Below are 14904 nucleotides of genomic sequence, written 5' to 3'. Positions count from 1 at the left end.
ACCACGGAGACCCGCGCCGGCTCGGGATTTTCCTTGAAGACGCTCAAGTTCCTGCTCCGGCCGAGCTGGATCGCCCTGGTACTGGGCGTGCTCGCCTTCGCCTTCGCCTGCTTCTACCTGCTGTCACCCTGGCAGTTCGGCCGAAACGCCGAGCGGACGGCCCAGAACGACGCGATCCAGAAATCCCTGACCGCGGCTCCTCGCCCGCTGGACAGCGTGCTTCCGCCGGGGGCCGCGCCGTCCACGCAGACCGAATGGAGCCGGGTCACGATCACCGGGACCTACCTGCCCGAAGACGAGGTTGTCGCCCGCCTGCGAACCGTGCAGGGGCAGCCGGCGTTCGAGGTGCTCACGCCGATGCGCACGACGGACGGCCAGGTCGTGCTGGTCGACCGCGGGTACCTCAGCCCCGGAGACCGCATGAGCGTTCCGCCGTATACCGCCGCACCCGCCGGGACCGTGCAGGTCGAGGCGCGCATCCGGCAGGACGAGACGGACCCGAAGAACCGGGACGCGTTCGCCGACGCCTCCACCGGCGGCAAGCTGCAAAGCTACGTCGTGGATTCGCGGGTCGTGGCCCGATCGAGCGGACTGCCCATCCGGCCCGGCTACTTCCAGCTGGAGCAGAACCAGCCCGGTGTCATCAACGCGCTTCCGCTGCCCCAACTGGATTCCGGACCGTTCTTCTCCTATGCGCTGCAGTGGATCGCGTTCGGGGTGATGGCGCTCGCCGGGCTGGGCTATTTCACCGTGCGCGAACTCAAGCCTGGCGGGGTGCTGGCCGAGATGGGTAGTCGCGAGCGGGTCAGTCGGCGGCGCAAGTCGGTCGCAGAGATGCTCGCCGAAGACGACGAAGACCACGCCGGCGAGACCGGCGAACCTCCAGCAGGGCGGCAAGAACCGCGGAGCTGAGCGCGGTCAGCCAGCCGATCACCCGGGACAGCTCGACCGCACGCGTGACATGGCCGGCGTCGGGGTTTCGCCCGTCACCCAGCACCGGCCGCTCCTCGACGCCGTGCGGATAGACGGTGCGACCGCCGAGCCGGATCTCCAGCGCGCCCGCGAAGGCCGCTTCGACGCGTCCTTCGTTGGGGTTGGGATGCGCGATGGTGTCGCGCCGCCATGCCCGCCAGGCACCGCTCGCCGAGCCGCCGACCACCGGCGCGCCGGTGACGGTCAGCGCGGCGGTGAACCGCGTGGGCACCAGGTCGACGATGGCGCCGAACCGGGCGAACACGCGTGCGCGATCGCGCAGCGCGGTGACCAGGCGCGAGAAGACCATGCCGGGGATACCCGCGACCGCGCCCCAGAAGAGCGGGCCGACGACCGTGTGCGAGGTGTGCTGTGCGACCGACTCGACCGACGCGCGCGAGAGCCCGATCACGTCCAGGGAGTCGGTCCGGCGGGTATCGAGTTCGGCCAGCTTGGCCCGCGCCGACTCGAGCTCGCCCTCCTCCAGGTCGCGGGCCAGCTTGGTGCCGTTCGTGGCCAGGCCCGCGCCACCCAGGACGGCCCAGGTGGCCACGGCCGTGCCGAACGCCTGCAGCACCGGGCGGGTCCGGCCGGCCCGCTCGACACCCATGCCCGCCGCCAGGGCCGCTCCCGCCAGCAACAGTCCGGACTTGCCGTCGAGCAGGCGCTCGACCCGCCTGGATCCGCTGATCGCTTCATCCGCGGCCGCCCCCAGCAGCAGTCCGATCGCTCGTGCCGCACTCACCTGAAGGAGGTTAGCGCCCGGCCCCTCTGTGGCCTCGGTCACCCTGGGGTCTCTTCGAAGGCGACGCTCAGGGGGTCTGCTTGCCCTTGGTGAACCCGACGAACAAGTTGATCAACAGGTAGACCTCGACGAACGACGTGCCGGTGCATTCGGGTGTGGCGTCGGACAGCAGGTGCACCGCGCGGCGGGAGTGGGTCGCTCATGCCATGCCCTTCGCCATTTCGTGCCATTTCCGCTGATATGCGGGGTCTTTCAGGGAGTCGATGAGCCCGGTGACGAACTGTCGCTCGAAGTCGAGTGCGGCCAGGCGGTATTGGTCGTCGACCAGGTATATCCACTCGATCCCGTTCACGGCGGCGGTATCGAGTTCCGCGCGCGCGGCTTCGGCCTTGTGGTGCAGGATCGCCAAGCGCTTGCCTAGCAGGTCGATCGCATCGTCCGGTGGCAGGACCATCAGCAGGGACAGGGCGGAGACGAACTGCGGGTATTCGTCGCGGGGTGTGGCGATAAGCTCGCGCAGCCAGTCACGCAGCTCGCTGCGACCGGTTTCGGTGATCGTGTAGATGGTCCGCTCGGGACGTTGAGTGTCGCGGACGGTCTCCTGCTCGGCGATGAAACCGGCCTTGAGTAGCTGGTTCACCACCGTGTACAGCGAGCTGCGGGTATAGCGGACGTTCCGATCCTTGCCGTGCTCGGTCAGCAGACGGCCCAGTTCGTACGGGTGCGTCGGCCCGGGCATGAGTTCCGCCAACACGAACAACGCCAGCGGATTGGCCACCTTGCGCTGCTTCGGAGCCATTCCCTTCATAGTTCTCCACAACTATACGTAGACAATTAGTCGCATGCGACTATACCCTGACCAAGATCAGAACATCCTGGACGCGGTGAGGGCACCGCGTGTTTCCAGTCCGAACCGACGAAAGGCAAGGCCAGCGATGGCTACATTGACTGTTCCCGGTGCCGACCTGTACTACGAGGTGGCCGGTTCCGGCCCGACCCTGCTGCTCATTGCCGGAGGCGCGGACGACGGCCGCGATTTCGGCAGCGTCGCCGAGGCTCTGGCCCGGCACTTCACGGTCGTCACTTACGACACTCGGGGCATATCGCGCAGCCGGTTGCACCATCCGGTCGATCAGGTAACGATCGAGACCGAGGTCGCCGATGCCTTGTGCGTGCTGTCGCAGGTGACCGATGCCATGGCGCACGTCTTCGGCACCAGCGCCGGTGCGCAGATCGCGCTCGCGCTCGCCGCCCGCCGTCCCGACCGAGTGGCCTCGGTGATCGCCCACGAGCCTCCTGCCGTTCTCCTGCTACCGGTCGATGATCCCCGGCGCGACCTCCTACATCGCGTCGTCGACGCCTACCGGGAACAGGGACTGCACGCCGCGCAACAGGCGTTCGCTGTCGGGGCCGGGCTCGGCGGACCGGCCTGTTCGGATGAGCCGCCCTTCGAGAGCGAGGCGGGGGCGACGGCCATGCAGGCCAAGCTGACCCGGATGCAAGGCAATTTCGAATTCTTCATCGCTCGCCGGATGGGGCCCATCGGGGACTGTCTTCCCGATCTCGAGGCCCTGCGAAACCTCCACGACCGCATCGCAATCGGGGTCGGCGCAGCATCACGGCGACAGCTCGCCCACGACACCGGGCTCACACTCGCTGCCGCGCTGGACCAACAGCCCGTGGTCTTCCCGGGTGGACACCCGGGATATGCCACACATCCGCAAGGATTCGCCCGAGTACTCCACCAGGCAATCTTGTCGCGCAGCCCGACACGGTAGAACCTCACCTGTCAGGCCTCTGTCGGGCATCTCGAGCAGTTCATCGATGACCGCCTGAGGTCGCAGGCCTTACGGGATGTTCGAGGAAACGGCGGTGCCGCTGACCTTGTGGCCCCACCGGACGGTGCCGGCCGGAAGCGAGTCGAGCAGGATCTGTCGCAGCTCACCGCGTTGCACCTCGGGGCGGCCACCCGTGCCGTCGTCGGCCTTGTCGAGCAGGACCGTGCCGTCCCGGTCGACGAGCCGCAGCTGCTGGCGGCCCTCCAGGATCAGGCCATGGAACTCGTCCATCAGGCCGGCCGCCTCGACGGCGAGCTGCCCGTTGTAGTCGTGGATGTCGAGCATCCCGCCCTGCACGCGTGCCATCGGGGACGACTCCGCCTCGTAAACCGTGGACGGGATCCCGTGGACGTGCAGGACGCGGGCCAGCGTGAGGCCGCCGAGGGCCGGCACCGATGATCGGAGACTCCCGTCCAGCGACGTGCCAGCACTTCCGTTCGCGTACCTGGGGAGCTTCTCGCGGGGCGACTACCGCAGCCTTTTAAACGGGCCCTAACGAGAGGAAGGTGGATTTGCTACGGATAGCCCCGGGCCCGGAGTCGCCATGGCGCTGCGGGTCCGGTCGCGCGGCGGTGGGTGCCGCGCGGGTGTTTCGTAGCAAATCCACCTTGCTTCACAAAGCGGCAGCCGGCCTGGGTCAGGCGCCGGGGTCGGCGTAGGCCCAGGCTTCGAGCATGACCCGCGCTATCGACGAGGTGCCGGGCAGGATCATGGTGCCGCCGCCGGTGAGGGGTACGGCCTCCCCGGCACCCTCGAACGCGGCCCGGACATCGGCGCGCGGGACCCAGCGGGCGTCCTCGATCTCCCCATCGGCCGGGGTGAGCGGCCGGGACGCGTCGGCGCGCGCGGCGAAACCGAGCATGATCGAGCGCGGGAACGGCCACGGCTGGCTGCCCAGGTAGCGCACGTCCCATACTTCGGCGCCGGCCTCCTCGCGGATCTCCCGCGTGACACAGTTTTCCAGGGACTCCCCCGCCTCGACGAATCCGGCGAGCACCGAGTACCGCCCGGGTGGCCACACCGGCTGGCGCGCGAGCAGCACGTGTTCACCGTTCAGGCCGATGTCGTCGTGGACCAGGCAGATGATCGCCGGATCGGTGCGCGGGTATTCTTCCCGGCCGCACGACTGGCACCGCGTCGCCCAGCCGAACTGCAGCCGCTCCGTGCGGCCGCCGCACCGGGCGCAGTACCGCGCCTGCCGGTGCCAGTTCCGCAACGCCTGCGCGGTGGTGAACAGTCCGGCCGACCTGTCGTCCAACTGGTCGCCGTACGCGCGCAGGTCCACCCACAGCTCGTCGCCGGCCTTGGGGATCTCCTCCCGAACTCCCCAACTGCCCCGGACCGGCACCAGCACGGGCTCACCGTCCGGTTCACCGGGCAACGACCAGTAGTCCACGCCCTCCCATTCGCCGAGGAACAACGCGTCCGTCGGCGGCAGGTCGCCGAACATCACCGCCTTGCGCGTGGCGAGCGACGATTCCCCTTCCCGTACCGGCGTGCGGAGCTTGCGGTCGAGCAGCAGCACTTCTGCGGTCACCCAGCGGGTGCGCAGGCGTTCCGGGTTGGTCCGCAACGTTTCCTGACGATCCACAGTGGACCGTGACAACGTGGGCAGCCTGCCGAGCTGGAACGGCGCGGTCATTTCGGGCCGGCTTCTCCGACGGTGAACTCGCCGATCGCGGCCAGTTTCGGCGCGAGACTTTCCGCGTCGCCCACGACCACACCGGTGAACCGCGCCGGGGCGAAGAAGTCCAGCGCCGCCTGCGCGACCTCTTCCGCGGTGACGGCGGCCAGCCGGTTCGGATGCGCGGCCAGCCATTCGACGCCGAGCCCGCTCGCGGTGAGCGCGGACAGCTGCCCGGCCAGACCGGCCTGGGAGGAGGTGGCGATGACCAGCGAACCGACCGCGTACTGGCGAACCGACTCGATCTCGTCGGCATCCGGCGGCACCAGGGCAAGCCGGCCCAGTTCGTAACGGGTCTCCAGAACCGCGGCGGCGGTCACTTCGTTCGCGGTGTCCGCGTCGACCCCGACGGTCGCGGTGGAACCGGTGAATTCGAAACCGGAGTGCGCGGAGTAGGTGTAGCCCTTGTCTTCGCGGATGTTCTCCACCAGCCGGGAGGAGAAATAGCCGCCATACGCCAGGTTCGCCAACTGCAGCGCCGGGTACCGCGCGTCAGTGCGAGGCAAGGCCGCCGCGACCAACCTGATCTGCGATTGCACGGCGCCCGCGCGCGGTACCAGCAGCATCTCCCCGCCGGACAACTCAGGAAGCTCCAGCAGAGCCGCGGCGGCACGCTCGGATGCCCAGCCGCGCAAGGCGTTTTCGACGTCGCCGACCACCTGGTCCGGGTCGATGTCGCCGACGAGCACCAGCACCGAGCCGCGGGGCAGCACCGCGGCGTGGTGCAGCGCCCGGACCGATTCCGGCGTCACCTGCCGGACGTCCTGCGGCTGGGGCACCTCACGGGTGACGGGGTGGTCGCCGTAGCTGTGCTTCAGCAGCGCTTCGCGGGCGATCACCCGCGGCTGGGTGCGCGAAACGGCGAGCCGTTCGATGAGCCGGGCCGCCTCCCGGCTCACCTCGTCGTCCACATAGGACGCCGAGGTGAGTGCGTCGGCGAGCACGTCCAGCAGGGTCGGCAACCCGCTGGCCAGCGCCTTGCCGGTGAAGGCGAGCCGTTCCGGGTCCACGGAGGCCCTGAGTTCACCGCCGATCAGCGCGAGTTCGGTGTCGATCTCGACCCGGTCCCGGCGCGCGGTGCCGGTGAGGATCGTCTCGGCGAGCACCTCGGCGGTGGCCGAGTGCAGCGGCTCGGTGCCACCGAAGGGAACGCGCAGCCGCAGCTCGACCATCGGCACGTTCGCCTTGCGCACCGCGAGCACGCGGAGCCCGTTGCCCAGCACGGTGTCCACATGGGACAGGTCCGCGGCCGCGCGCTGAGCGCCGAGCACGGGCACCGCCCGCGGTCCACGCTCGGTCCGGCCGATCTCCGCCGCGCTGCGGTGGGTCGTCGAAGTCACTTGCTTTCCTCCGTTGCGGTTTTTCCGGCGTCCCGCACGGCAGCGGAACCAGCCGCCCGGCCACGTCGGGCGCGCACCACGAATTCGGTCACGTCAGTTTCCGCCCGTCCCGGCGGGCTCGACGACCAGCACGGCCCGCGAATCCGGGCGCAACGCCTTCGCCGCGGACGCGACGTCCTCCGCGGAGACCTCGGCCATGCGGTCGGCCAACCGGTACATCAGCGACGGGTCGCCGTAGAGCAGTTCGAAGGCGCCGAGCCCGAGCGTCCTGGACACGAGGCGGTCGTGCTCGGAGTGCAGGCTCGCGCTCCAGCGCGCGGTGATCTTGGCGAGCTCACGCGCGTCGGGTGGGGTCGTGGCGAGCTTGTCCAGTTCCTCGTCGAGCGCGCTGAGGATGCGCTCCGGCGCGACGTCGGGCGCGTGGATCGCCGTGACCGAGAAGGTGTCCGGGTCACGTGCCTCGAACGGGCCGAACAGGCCCGCGCCGGCGCCGATGTCGGTGACCAGCGGCTCGCGGTGCACCAGCCGCTGCTGCAGGCGGGAGCCGTCGCCGTCGGTGAGCACGCCGGCCAGTACCAGGTTGGCCAGATAAGCATCGAGTTCGTTGATCGGATCAGGCATGCGGTAGCCGACCGCGAGCGCGGGCAGGGGCGCGTGCGGGTCGGCGTGGCTTCCGCGGATCTCCCCGGCCGGCGGCGGCTCGGCGAAGGAGCGTGCCTGCGGGGCAGGCCGGTGCGGCACGTCACCGAAGTGCTTCTCGATCAGCTCGCGAGCCGCGTCCGGCTCGAAGTCACCGGCCACCGTGAGCACCGCGTTCGCGGGCGAATAGTAGGTGTCGAAGAAGGCCGCGCAATCGTCCAGCGTGGCCTGCTCGAGATCGGTGAAGTCGCCGTACCCGTTGTGCGCGTTCGGGAACGTCTGGTAAAGGACCGGCGGGAGGAGGATCCACGGGAACCCGCCGTAGGGCCGGTTCAGCACGTTGAGGCGGATCTCCTCCTTCACCACGTCGATCTGGTTGGCGAGGTTCTCCTGCGTCAGCTTCGGTGCCCGCATCCGGTCGGCCTCGAGGAACAAGGCGCGCTCCAGGGCCGCCGCGGGCAACACCTCGTGATAGTCGGTGTAGTCGGGATGCGTGGACCCGTTGAACGTGCCGCCGCTGGACTGCACGAGCTTGAAGTGCGCCAGCTTCTCCAGGCTCTCGCTGCCCTGGAACATCAGATGCTCGAAGAGGTGGGCGAATCCGGTGCGCCCTTCGGGCTCCGAGCGGAAGCCCACGTCGTAGTGCACGGCGACGCCGACCACGGGAGCGGTCCCGTCCGGCGCGAGCACGACCCGCAGGCCGTTGTCCAGGGTGAGGCGAAGATTCTCGGGTGCGGCCATGGCTACGAGCGTAGCCGCGATGCGAACCTCTTTGTCGGGGACGGTGGTGGGCAGCGTCGATCTTCACCGGGAAGTGCTCGACCGGCCGGGCCACCCTCGCGCTCGAGCGGTTCGCCGCGCCGGCGGTTCCAGCGGAGGCACGGCTGCGCCAGAGGGGCCGCGTAGTGGAGCAAGGTGGATTTGCTACGAAACGCGGACCACCGGGCGCCGGACGAAAAGCCTGGTCACGGCGTCCACGCTCAGGCGGGCGGAGTGAAGGGGTGGTCAGCGGCCGGCGGAGGCGGCGGAGCCTGCGGGGGCGAGGCGGGCGCAACCGGCATGGCCGGAACGGGCGGTTGCCCGGCCGCACGGTTGCGCCGCTCGGCCAGCACCGCCTGCAGGTAGGCCCAGCCGGGGACCCCGTGCGGCGGCGAGGCGCCGATCCGGCCGGCCACTTCCCAGACGAGATCGTGACCGAGCGCATCTCGTGCTTCCGGGCGCAACTGGTGATAGCGGGCGAGGTACTGCCGGATGGCCAGCGCCAGGTCGTCGGTCAGCCCGGACAGATCGAGCTGTCCCGCCCACGACGCGAGCGCGGGCGGCATCGGGAACATCTGGGGTGCGGCAGTGTCCGGGGAGCGCTCCTGGATCACCACGGTGCCGGCCAGGAAGTCCCCGACGCGTTTGGACCTCGCCGAGCACAGTGACACCACGACGGCCACGACACTCCACACCAGTACCGGCCCGAAGTCGACGATCACGCCTGTCAGCGCGCGGGTCAGCGCGTGGCGGAACCGGATCGGCCCCCCGTCATCGCGGACGACGCGCAGGCCCAGCGCCATCTTGCCCAGGCTGCGGCCCCGGCCCAGCGTTTCGAACAGCGTCGAGTAGCCGACCCGCACCAGCACGAACACACCCAGCAGGATCGCGGCCGCCTGCGCGGGGTCGTCCACGCCCGCCAGGGCCTCCGAAAGCAACACCGCGAGCAGCACGGCGAACTGGATCAGCGCGTCCAGGGCAGCGGCCACGCCACGGCTGGCCAGACGCGCTATGCGCAGGTCGAGAACAACCGCTTCGCCGGTGACCAGTTCGGGTTCGGCAGACACCCGTTAACTGTAATGTGGTCGCTCGTGGACGTGGACGTGTTCGTCGCTTCCCATCGTGCCGAATGGGATCGGCTCGCCGAACTGCTGGACCGGCGAGCCCCGTTGCACGGTCCGGAAGCCGACGAACTCGTCACCCTCTACCAGCGCAGCGCGACGCACCTGTCGATGGTGCGCTCGGTCGCCCCGGACCCAGTGCTGCTGGGCCGCCTTTCGTCGCTGGTCGCGCGAGCGCGGTCGGCGGTCACGGGCAGCCACAACCCGGCATGGCGCGAGGTCGGTCTGTTCTTCTCCCGCCGATTTCCGGCCGCCGTCTACCTCAACCGGCGCTGGTGGCTCGCCGCGGCGCTGGTTACCATCGTGGTCAGCGGGCTGCTGGGCGCCTGGATCGCCACGGATCCACAGGTCCAGGCAAGCATCGCCGCGCCCGAGGAGATCCGCGCGCTGACCCAGCCGGGTGGCGGGTACGAGAGCTACTACTCCAGCAACCCGGCCGCTTCCTTCGCCGCCCAGGTCTGGACGAACAACGCCTGGGTCGCCGCGACCTGCCTGTTCCTCGGGGTCGCCGCAGGCATTCCGGTGCTGTGGGCGCTGTGGCAAAACGCGCTCAACCTCGGCGTGGGCGCCGGTCTGATGTCTTCCGCCAACCGGCTCGACATCTTCCTCGGGCTGATCACGCCGCACGGACTGCTCGAACTGACGGCCGTGTTCGTCGCGGCGGGCACCGGGCTGCGCCTGGGCTGGACGGTGATCAACCCGGGCCGGGAGTCCCGGGCGGCCGCGCTCGCCCGGCAGGGTCGGACGGCAGCCGCGATGGCGCTCGGGCTGGCCTGCGTTCTGCTCGTGTCGGGTGCGATCGAGGCGTTCGTGACGCCGTCCCCGCTGCCGACCTGGGCGCGGATCGGGCTCGGAGTGGCCGCCGAAGCCGCGTTCCTGGTCTACGTTTTCGTGGTCGGCCGCCGGGCCGCGCGGGCGGGGTACACCGGGGACATGGACGCCCGCTACCGCGACGACAGACTTTCCGAAAGCGCTTAGACTGCTTGCCCCAGACGGCGCCGTGGTGCGGAGAAATGACGGTACTCGCGCCGGTCCGACACGCCGTTGATCTTCCCGGTACGGCGCCGGGACCCGTCCTATAGTGGCGCGATGGTGAAGCGCGAGGCGTTGACTCTCTCCGAGGACACGCACGCTCAGATCAGGAAGCTCGCCGGGGAAGCGGGCATGCCCGTGCACGCCTGGCTCGTTGCGGCGGTGGAGCGCGAGGCCTTCCGCCAGCTGTGCGAGAAGACGAACCAGTGGTGGAAGGAGCACCCGGAAGAGGTCGCCCGCACGACCGAGGACTTCCGCCACCGCCAGGAGTGGCGCACCGAACTCGACCGTGACCACTCGGCCGCGTAGAGGCCAGATCTGGACCGTGGCGGGCCCGAAGCCACGGCGGGTGCTGGTCTACAGCGGCGACATGTTCAACGATCTGGCCGACGTGCCGTATGTCATCACCATGGAGGTCGTCGACCGGGCCAACCCGCTGGAGGTGGTCGCGACCGATGGCATGCGGATCGCCTACACGCGGCTCGACCACGTGCCCAAGGGGTGCCTGGCGGAACAGCTCGGCGAGGTCTCGGCGTCGGTGATGGAAACCATCAACCGACGCCTGTTCCTGGTCATCACCACGAACTGATCCTGGCGCCACGGTGGTTTTGGAGGAAGGTGGATTTGCTACGGATCATCCGTAGCAAACACTCATTGCTCCAAAACCAAGGTGACCACTGAGGCACCTGGGGCAGTTGGGTCAGAGGCGGCCGGCGGCCTTGAGGGCGAGGTAGCGGTCGGCGAGGGCCGGGGGCAGTTCCCCGGGAACGGCGTCGACGACCTCGACACCGCGGCCCGCCAGCAACCCGGTCACGTGGCGCCGCTCGGCGAGGACGCGCTCCGCCGCGGCCGCGTCGTAGACCGCCTCCGCGTCCCCGCGCCCAAGTGCCATCTCGGCGACGCGGGAGTCACCGACGGAGGCCAGCAGCAGGCGGTGGCGAGCGGTCAGCGACGACAGGACCGGCAGCAAACCTTCCTCCAGCGGCGCTGCGTCCAGGCCGGTGAACAGCACGACCAGCGAGCGGCGGCGCGCGCGGCGGAGCACCTCGGCGACCATGCCGCGGGCGTCGGTCTCCACCAGGCTCGGCTCCAGCGGCGCCATCGCGTCCACCAGAGAAGGCAGCAGGTCTGCCCCGGAGACTCCGGTGACCTTGGCCCGCAACCTCCGGTCGTAGGCGAGGAAGTCGACCCGGTCGCCGGCACGCGACGCGAGCGTGGCCAGCAGAAGTGCGGCGTCCATCGCCGCGTCCAGGCGGGGCGAGTCCCCGACGCGTCCCGCCGAGGTCCGCCCGGTGTCCAGCACGAGCAGCAGGTGCCGGTCTCGCTCGGGCCGCCAGGTGCGCACCATGACGTCGGTCGAGCGGGCCGTGGCCCGCCAGTCGATGGACCGGACGTCGTCGCCGATCACGTATTCCCGTAGCGAGTCGAACTCGGTTCCCTCGCCCCGCACGAGCGCGGCCTGGCGCCCGTCGAGTTGCTGCAGCCGGGCCAGCCGCGACGGAAGGTGCTTGCGGCTGTGGAACGGCGGCAACGCCCGCACCGTCCACGGCACCTGATGCGATCCCTGCCGAGCCGCCAGACCGAGCGGACCGACCGCGCGGACCGTGACCCGGTAGGCCTGCCGGTCGCCGCGCCGCGTCGGCCGCAGCCGCACGGTGAAGTTCTGACGCCCGCCCGCCGGCACCGAGACCCGCTGCCGCTCCTGTGCCACCCCGGCACTCGGTGGCCAGGCGTCCCGCAGCACGCCGCGGACCCGCCGCGAGCCGGGATTGGCCACCGACAAGGTGACCTCGACCGCTTCTCCGAGCCGCACCGAGGTGGCGCCCCGGCGCGTGAAAACCAGCGCCCGCACGCTGCCCGCCAGCAAGAGATCGACGACCACGCCCAGGGCCAGCACGGCGAGCACCGACAGCACGCCCGTCCACGATGGCAGGCCGAGCGCCACCACGATGATGCCGACGAGCGCGAGCGCCGCGACCCGTCCGGTGATCGCCATCGCTACTCCAACATGTCCACTGTGGACACCGACCGGAGAATCATCGCGGCACGGGGACGGTGGCCAGCAAACGGTCGAGGACGCCGTCCGCCGTGACGCCTTCGAGTTCGGCCTCCGGTCGCAGGTCCAACCGATGCCGCAGGGTGGGGCGGGCCAGTGTCTTCACGTCGTCCGGGGTCGCGTACTCGCGCCCGGTGAGCCACGCCCACGCCCGGCTCGCCGCGAGCAACGCCGTCGCGCCCCGCGGGGAGACCCCAAGCCGCACCGACGGCAGGGAACGGGTGGACCGGCACAGGTCGACGATGTAGCCGAGTACCTCCGGGCCGACCGTGACCCCGGCGACCGCCGACCGCGCCGCGGCCAGCTCCGCCGGTCCGGCCACCGGCTGGATCCCGGCGGCCTGGAGGTCCCGCGGATCGAAGCCCTGCGCGTGCCGCGCGAGGATCCCGATCTCTTCCTCGCGCTCGGGCGGCGACACGGTGAGTTTGAACAGGAACCGGTCCAGCTGCGCCTCGGGCAGCGGATAGGTGCCCTCGTACTCCACCGGGTTCTGGGTGGCGATCACGATGAACGGGTCGGGCAGCGGCCGGGGCTTGCCGTCCACCGACACCTGCCGCTCCTCCATCGCCTCCAGCAACGCCGCCTGCGTCTTCGGTGGAGTGCGGTTGATTTCGTCCGCGAGCAGCAGGTTGGTGAACACCGGGCCCTCCCGGAAGGAGAATTCCCCGGAATGCGCGTCGTAGACGATCGAGCCGGTGACGTCTCCCGGCATCAGGTCGGGAGTGAACTGGACGCGGGTGGTCTCCAGCGCCAGCGCCGTGGCCAGCGTGCGCACCAGGAGGGTCTTGGCGACCCCCGGCACGCCCTCGACGAGCACGTGCCCGCGGCACAGCAGCGCGATGATCAGCCCGGTGACCGCGGCGTCGTTGCCCACCACCGCCTTGCCGACCTCGCCCCGCAACGCGATCAACGCGTTCCGCGCGTCGTCTGTCAACGTACCTCCCTCGTTAGCCGGTCGAGCTCGTCGGCAAGCCTGACCAGTGAAGCGTCATCCCCCGGTGCGGGACCGTACAGCAGCGCCCCGACCTCGGCGGGCGACCTGCCTGACCGGGCGGCGATCGAGGACACCACCGCGGCGGGTTCGGCTGCCGCGCCCAGCCCGAGCGTCGGGCGCAACCGGTCGACCACGGCTTGCCGCAGGATGTGCGCGGCGTGCGCGGAAGATCGCGACCGCCGGTACAACCGTGCCCGCCCCTCGACGGTTTCGGCGGCACGCACCACCACCGGCAACGGCTCGGCGACCACCGGCCCGAGCCGCCGGCCCCGCCACAGTGCGAACAACACGGCCGCTACGCCGACTTCGACCGCGCCGTACAGCCAGCCGCGCGGCACCAGGTCGAGGAAGGATCGCTGCGCCAACCCCGCACTCTGATCACCGGATGCCGGCTGGTACCAAACGAGCTTGGCGCTCCTGCCGAGCAAGCGCATGGTCAGCGCCGCATTGCCCTCCGTGGCGAGGTTTTCGTTGGTCAACGGGGCTCCGCTGCCCAGCAGGGTCGTCCGGCCGACCTGGAGCAGCGAGCCGGCGTAACAGCCCCGGGCCGACTGATGGGCCTGGTAGCCGACGCCACCGAGCAGCACGTCACCGGCCGCGACCGCGGCGGCCACCGTGCAGTCCGGCGAGCGCACGCCCACGTCCGACTCCGGCATCGTGGAGACGCCGGGCAGCACCGCGTCGAGGGTTTGCTGCCGCGCGCCGACCAGTACCGCCTCGCCGGCGTGGCTGCGCAGTTCGGCAAGGCGCCCGGGTTCGACCAGGCCCGGCCCGGTGACCAGCAAGGTGGCGTCCGGGGAGAGCTCCGCCTCGGCGTCGGCGAACGTCCGCACTCCGACGACGCGCACGCCTTGCTGGGTAAGCAAGTTCGCCAGCGCCCGCGAGCCGCCGGGCTCCGCCGAGCCGGGATCGAGGTCGCCGTGACTCGTGTCGCCCCGGATGAGCAACACCAGGCTCGCGCCGAGCAGGATCACGACCGCGATGAAGATCGGCGCCCGCGCGGCCCGCCAGACCCGTTTGGCATCCGGCGAGGTCGGGGTGGACAGCGGGCCTGCGCCGGCCTCGCTGGTGTGCGGAGCGCTCATGTTGTTTCCTCCGCAAGGGAGGCACCGCGGTTTCCGCGACCTGACCCGAGTGCGTGGACTCCGCGATCCAGCGCCGCCAGCCGCTCATAGTCCACAATGGATGCCTGCTGCCCGCCGTAGTGCACCGCGTCGAACAGCCGCGCGGCGCCGAGCAGCTCGTCCCGGAAATGCGGCAGGTGCCGCCCCGCCTCCCGGGCGGCCTCGTCGGCGGTGCGACCCGACATCTCCTCGAGCACGCCGGTTTCCTCGAGCTCGCGCACGATCGCGCGGAACCGTTCCCGCACCGCACCGGCGAAGTCGCCGGCCGCGGCGGCCTCCTCGGCGGCACGCCGGTAGTCGTCTGCCAGGCGGACGTGGCCCTCGAACACCGCACGCGGAACCCGGCCCGCCCGCGCGAACTTGCCGACGCGAAGCCGGATCACCACCACGACCAGCACCACGACGGCCAGCAACACGAGCAGTCCCAGCGCCCCGCCCGGGGTGACGCTCGACGCCGCGGTGAACAACCTGTCCAGTTGCCGGCCAAGCCAGGTCAACGCCCGCACGACCACGTTCGGCTGCGCCGTCTGGTAGTCGTAGCCGGACAACTCCGTTTCGGCAGCACGCCGCGCGTCGTCCCGGTCGATGACCACCGGGACA

At 70.4% G+C, this 14904-nt stretch carries 15 protein-coding genes and 1 pseudogene; 5 read left to right on the top strand and 11 right to left on the bottom strand.

What is annotated here, in order from left to right; all coding sequences use genetic code 11:
• The first annotated feature begins 33 nt into the window (after nucleotides 1–33).
• Nucleotides 34–912: an SURF1 family cytochrome oxidase biogenesis protein gene (locus A3CU_RS0110540; protein WP_027942253.1), complete on the top strand. Its 879-nt coding sequence runs from the start codon at nucleotides 34–36 to the stop codon at nucleotides 910–912.
• Here A3CU_RS0110540 and A3CU_RS44315 read toward each other — a convergent pair.
• Both A3CU_RS44315 and A3CU_RS0110525 read right to left on the bottom strand, forming a co-directional pair.
• Complete coding sequence (locus A3CU_RS44315; protein WP_052371620.1) at nucleotides 806–1717, bottom strand: cobalamin biosynthesis protein CobD/CbiB; 912 nt, start codon at nucleotides 1715–1717, stop codon at nucleotides 806–808. The genes A3CU_RS0110540 and A3CU_RS44315 overlap by 107 nt on opposite strands.
• 199 nt (nucleotides 1718–1916) lie before the next feature.
• Nucleotides 1917–2516, bottom strand: coding sequence for a PadR family transcriptional regulator (locus A3CU_RS0110525; RefSeq protein ID WP_027942252.1), 600 nt, complete (start codon nucleotides 2514–2516; stop codon nucleotides 1917–1919).
• 136 nt (nucleotides 2517–2652) lie between these two features.
• On the opposite strand from A3CU_RS0110525, the gene A3CU_RS0110520 reads away from it, so the two are divergent.
• A complete protein-coding gene (locus A3CU_RS0110520) occupies nucleotides 2653–3495 on the top strand; it encodes an alpha/beta fold hydrolase (protein WP_027942251.1) in 843 nt (280 codons plus the stop codon).
• A gap of 96 nt (nucleotides 3496–3591) precedes the next feature.
• On the opposite strand, the pseudogene A3CU_RS0110515 reads toward A3CU_RS0110520, so the two are convergent.
• The 5 genes and pseudogenes from A3CU_RS0110515 to A3CU_RS0110495 form a co-directional block, all read right to left on the bottom strand.
• Nucleotides 3592–3955: pseudogene (locus A3CU_RS0110515) on the bottom strand (FAD-dependent oxidoreductase); the annotation flags it as partial.
• Between the two features lie 237 nt (nucleotides 3956–4192).
• The gene (gene nudC, locus A3CU_RS0110510; RefSeq protein ID WP_027942249.1) at nucleotides 4193–5197 is read right to left on the bottom strand and encodes an NAD(+) diphosphatase; all 1005 of its coding nucleotides are present in this window, start codon (nucleotides 5195–5197) and stop codon (nucleotides 4193–4195) included.
• The gene (locus A3CU_RS0110505; RefSeq protein ID WP_027942248.1) at nucleotides 5194–6579 is read right to left on the bottom strand and encodes a M16 family metallopeptidase; all 1386 of its coding nucleotides are present in this window, start codon (nucleotides 6577–6579) and stop codon (nucleotides 5194–5196) included. The genes nudC and A3CU_RS0110505 overlap by 4 nt, the downstream gene beginning before the upstream one ends.
• A gap of 93 nt (nucleotides 6580–6672) precedes the next feature.
• Nucleotides 6673–7959, bottom strand: coding sequence for a M16 family metallopeptidase (locus A3CU_RS0110500; RefSeq protein ID WP_027942247.1), 1287 nt, complete (start codon nucleotides 7957–7959; stop codon nucleotides 6673–6675).
• A gap of 239 nt (nucleotides 7960–8198) precedes the next feature.
• Nucleotides 8199–9044: an RDD family protein gene (locus A3CU_RS0110495; RefSeq protein ID WP_027942246.1), complete on the bottom strand. Its 846-nt coding sequence runs from the start codon at nucleotides 9042–9044 to the stop codon at nucleotides 8199–8201.
• A gap of 24 nt (nucleotides 9045–9068) precedes the next feature.
• On the opposite strand from A3CU_RS0110495, the gene A3CU_RS0110490 reads away from it, so the two are divergent.
• The 3 genes from A3CU_RS0110490 to A3CU_RS44305 all read left to right on the top strand — a co-directional run bounded on the left by A3CU_RS0110490 (nucleotide 9069) and on the right by A3CU_RS44305 (nucleotide 10719).
• Nucleotides 9069–10076 carry a stage II sporulation protein M gene (locus tag A3CU_RS0110490; protein ID WP_027942245.1) on the top strand — a complete coding sequence of 336 codons (1008 nt, stop codon included), beginning with the start codon at nucleotides 9069–9071 and terminating at the stop codon, nucleotides 10074–10076.
• 111 nt (nucleotides 10077–10187) lie between these two features.
• Nucleotides 10188–10439 (top strand): hypothetical protein, encoded by a 252-nt coding sequence (locus A3CU_RS44310; RefSeq protein ID WP_052371618.1) that lies wholly within the window; start codon nucleotides 10188–10190, stop codon nucleotides 10437–10439.
• 16 nt (nucleotides 10440–10455) lie between these two features.
• Nucleotides 10456–10719, top strand: a complete 264-nt coding sequence (locus A3CU_RS44305) for a hypothetical protein (RefSeq protein WP_043840913.1) — start codon at nucleotides 10456–10458, stop codon at nucleotides 10717–10719.
• A 111-nt stretch (nucleotides 10720–10830) separates the two neighbouring features.
• On the opposite strand, the gene A3CU_RS0110475 is transcribed toward A3CU_RS44305, so the two are convergent.
• From A3CU_RS0110475 to A3CU_RS44300, 4 genes are read right to left on the bottom strand one after another with little or no spacing between them, the layout of a single operon-like run.
• Nucleotides 10831–12126, bottom strand: a complete 1296-nt coding sequence (locus tag A3CU_RS0110475; RefSeq protein ID WP_027942244.1) for a DUF58 domain-containing protein — start codon at nucleotides 12124–12126, stop codon at nucleotides 10831–10833.
• A gap of 40 nt (nucleotides 12127–12166) precedes the next feature.
• Nucleotides 12167–13120: an AAA family ATPase gene (locus A3CU_RS0110470; protein ID WP_027942243.1), complete on the bottom strand. Its 954-nt coding sequence runs from the start codon at nucleotides 13118–13120 to the stop codon at nucleotides 12167–12169.
• On the bottom strand, nucleotides 13117–14265 hold the full coding sequence (locus tag A3CU_RS0110465) for a DUF4350 domain-containing protein (RefSeq protein ID WP_052371616.1): 1149 nt from the start codon (nucleotides 14263–14265) through the stop codon (nucleotides 13117–13119). The genes A3CU_RS0110470 and A3CU_RS0110465 overlap by 4 nt, the downstream gene beginning before the upstream one ends.
• Entirely contained in the window at nucleotides 14262–14897 is a 636-nt protein-coding gene (locus A3CU_RS44300) for a DUF4129 domain-containing protein (protein WP_245616979.1), read from the bottom strand. Before A3CU_RS44300 ends, A3CU_RS0110465 begins: the two co-directional genes overlap by 4 nt.
• Nucleotides 14898–14904: the final 7 nt, after the last annotated feature.

The organism is Amycolatopsis taiwanensis DSM 45107 (genome assembly GCF_000519205.1).
In the GTDB taxonomy this organism is placed as follows: domain Bacteria; phylum Actinomycetota; class Actinomycetes; order Mycobacteriales; family Pseudonocardiaceae; genus Amycolatopsis_E; species Amycolatopsis_E taiwanensis.
This window is presented reverse-complemented; position numbering and strand designations above follow the sequence as displayed.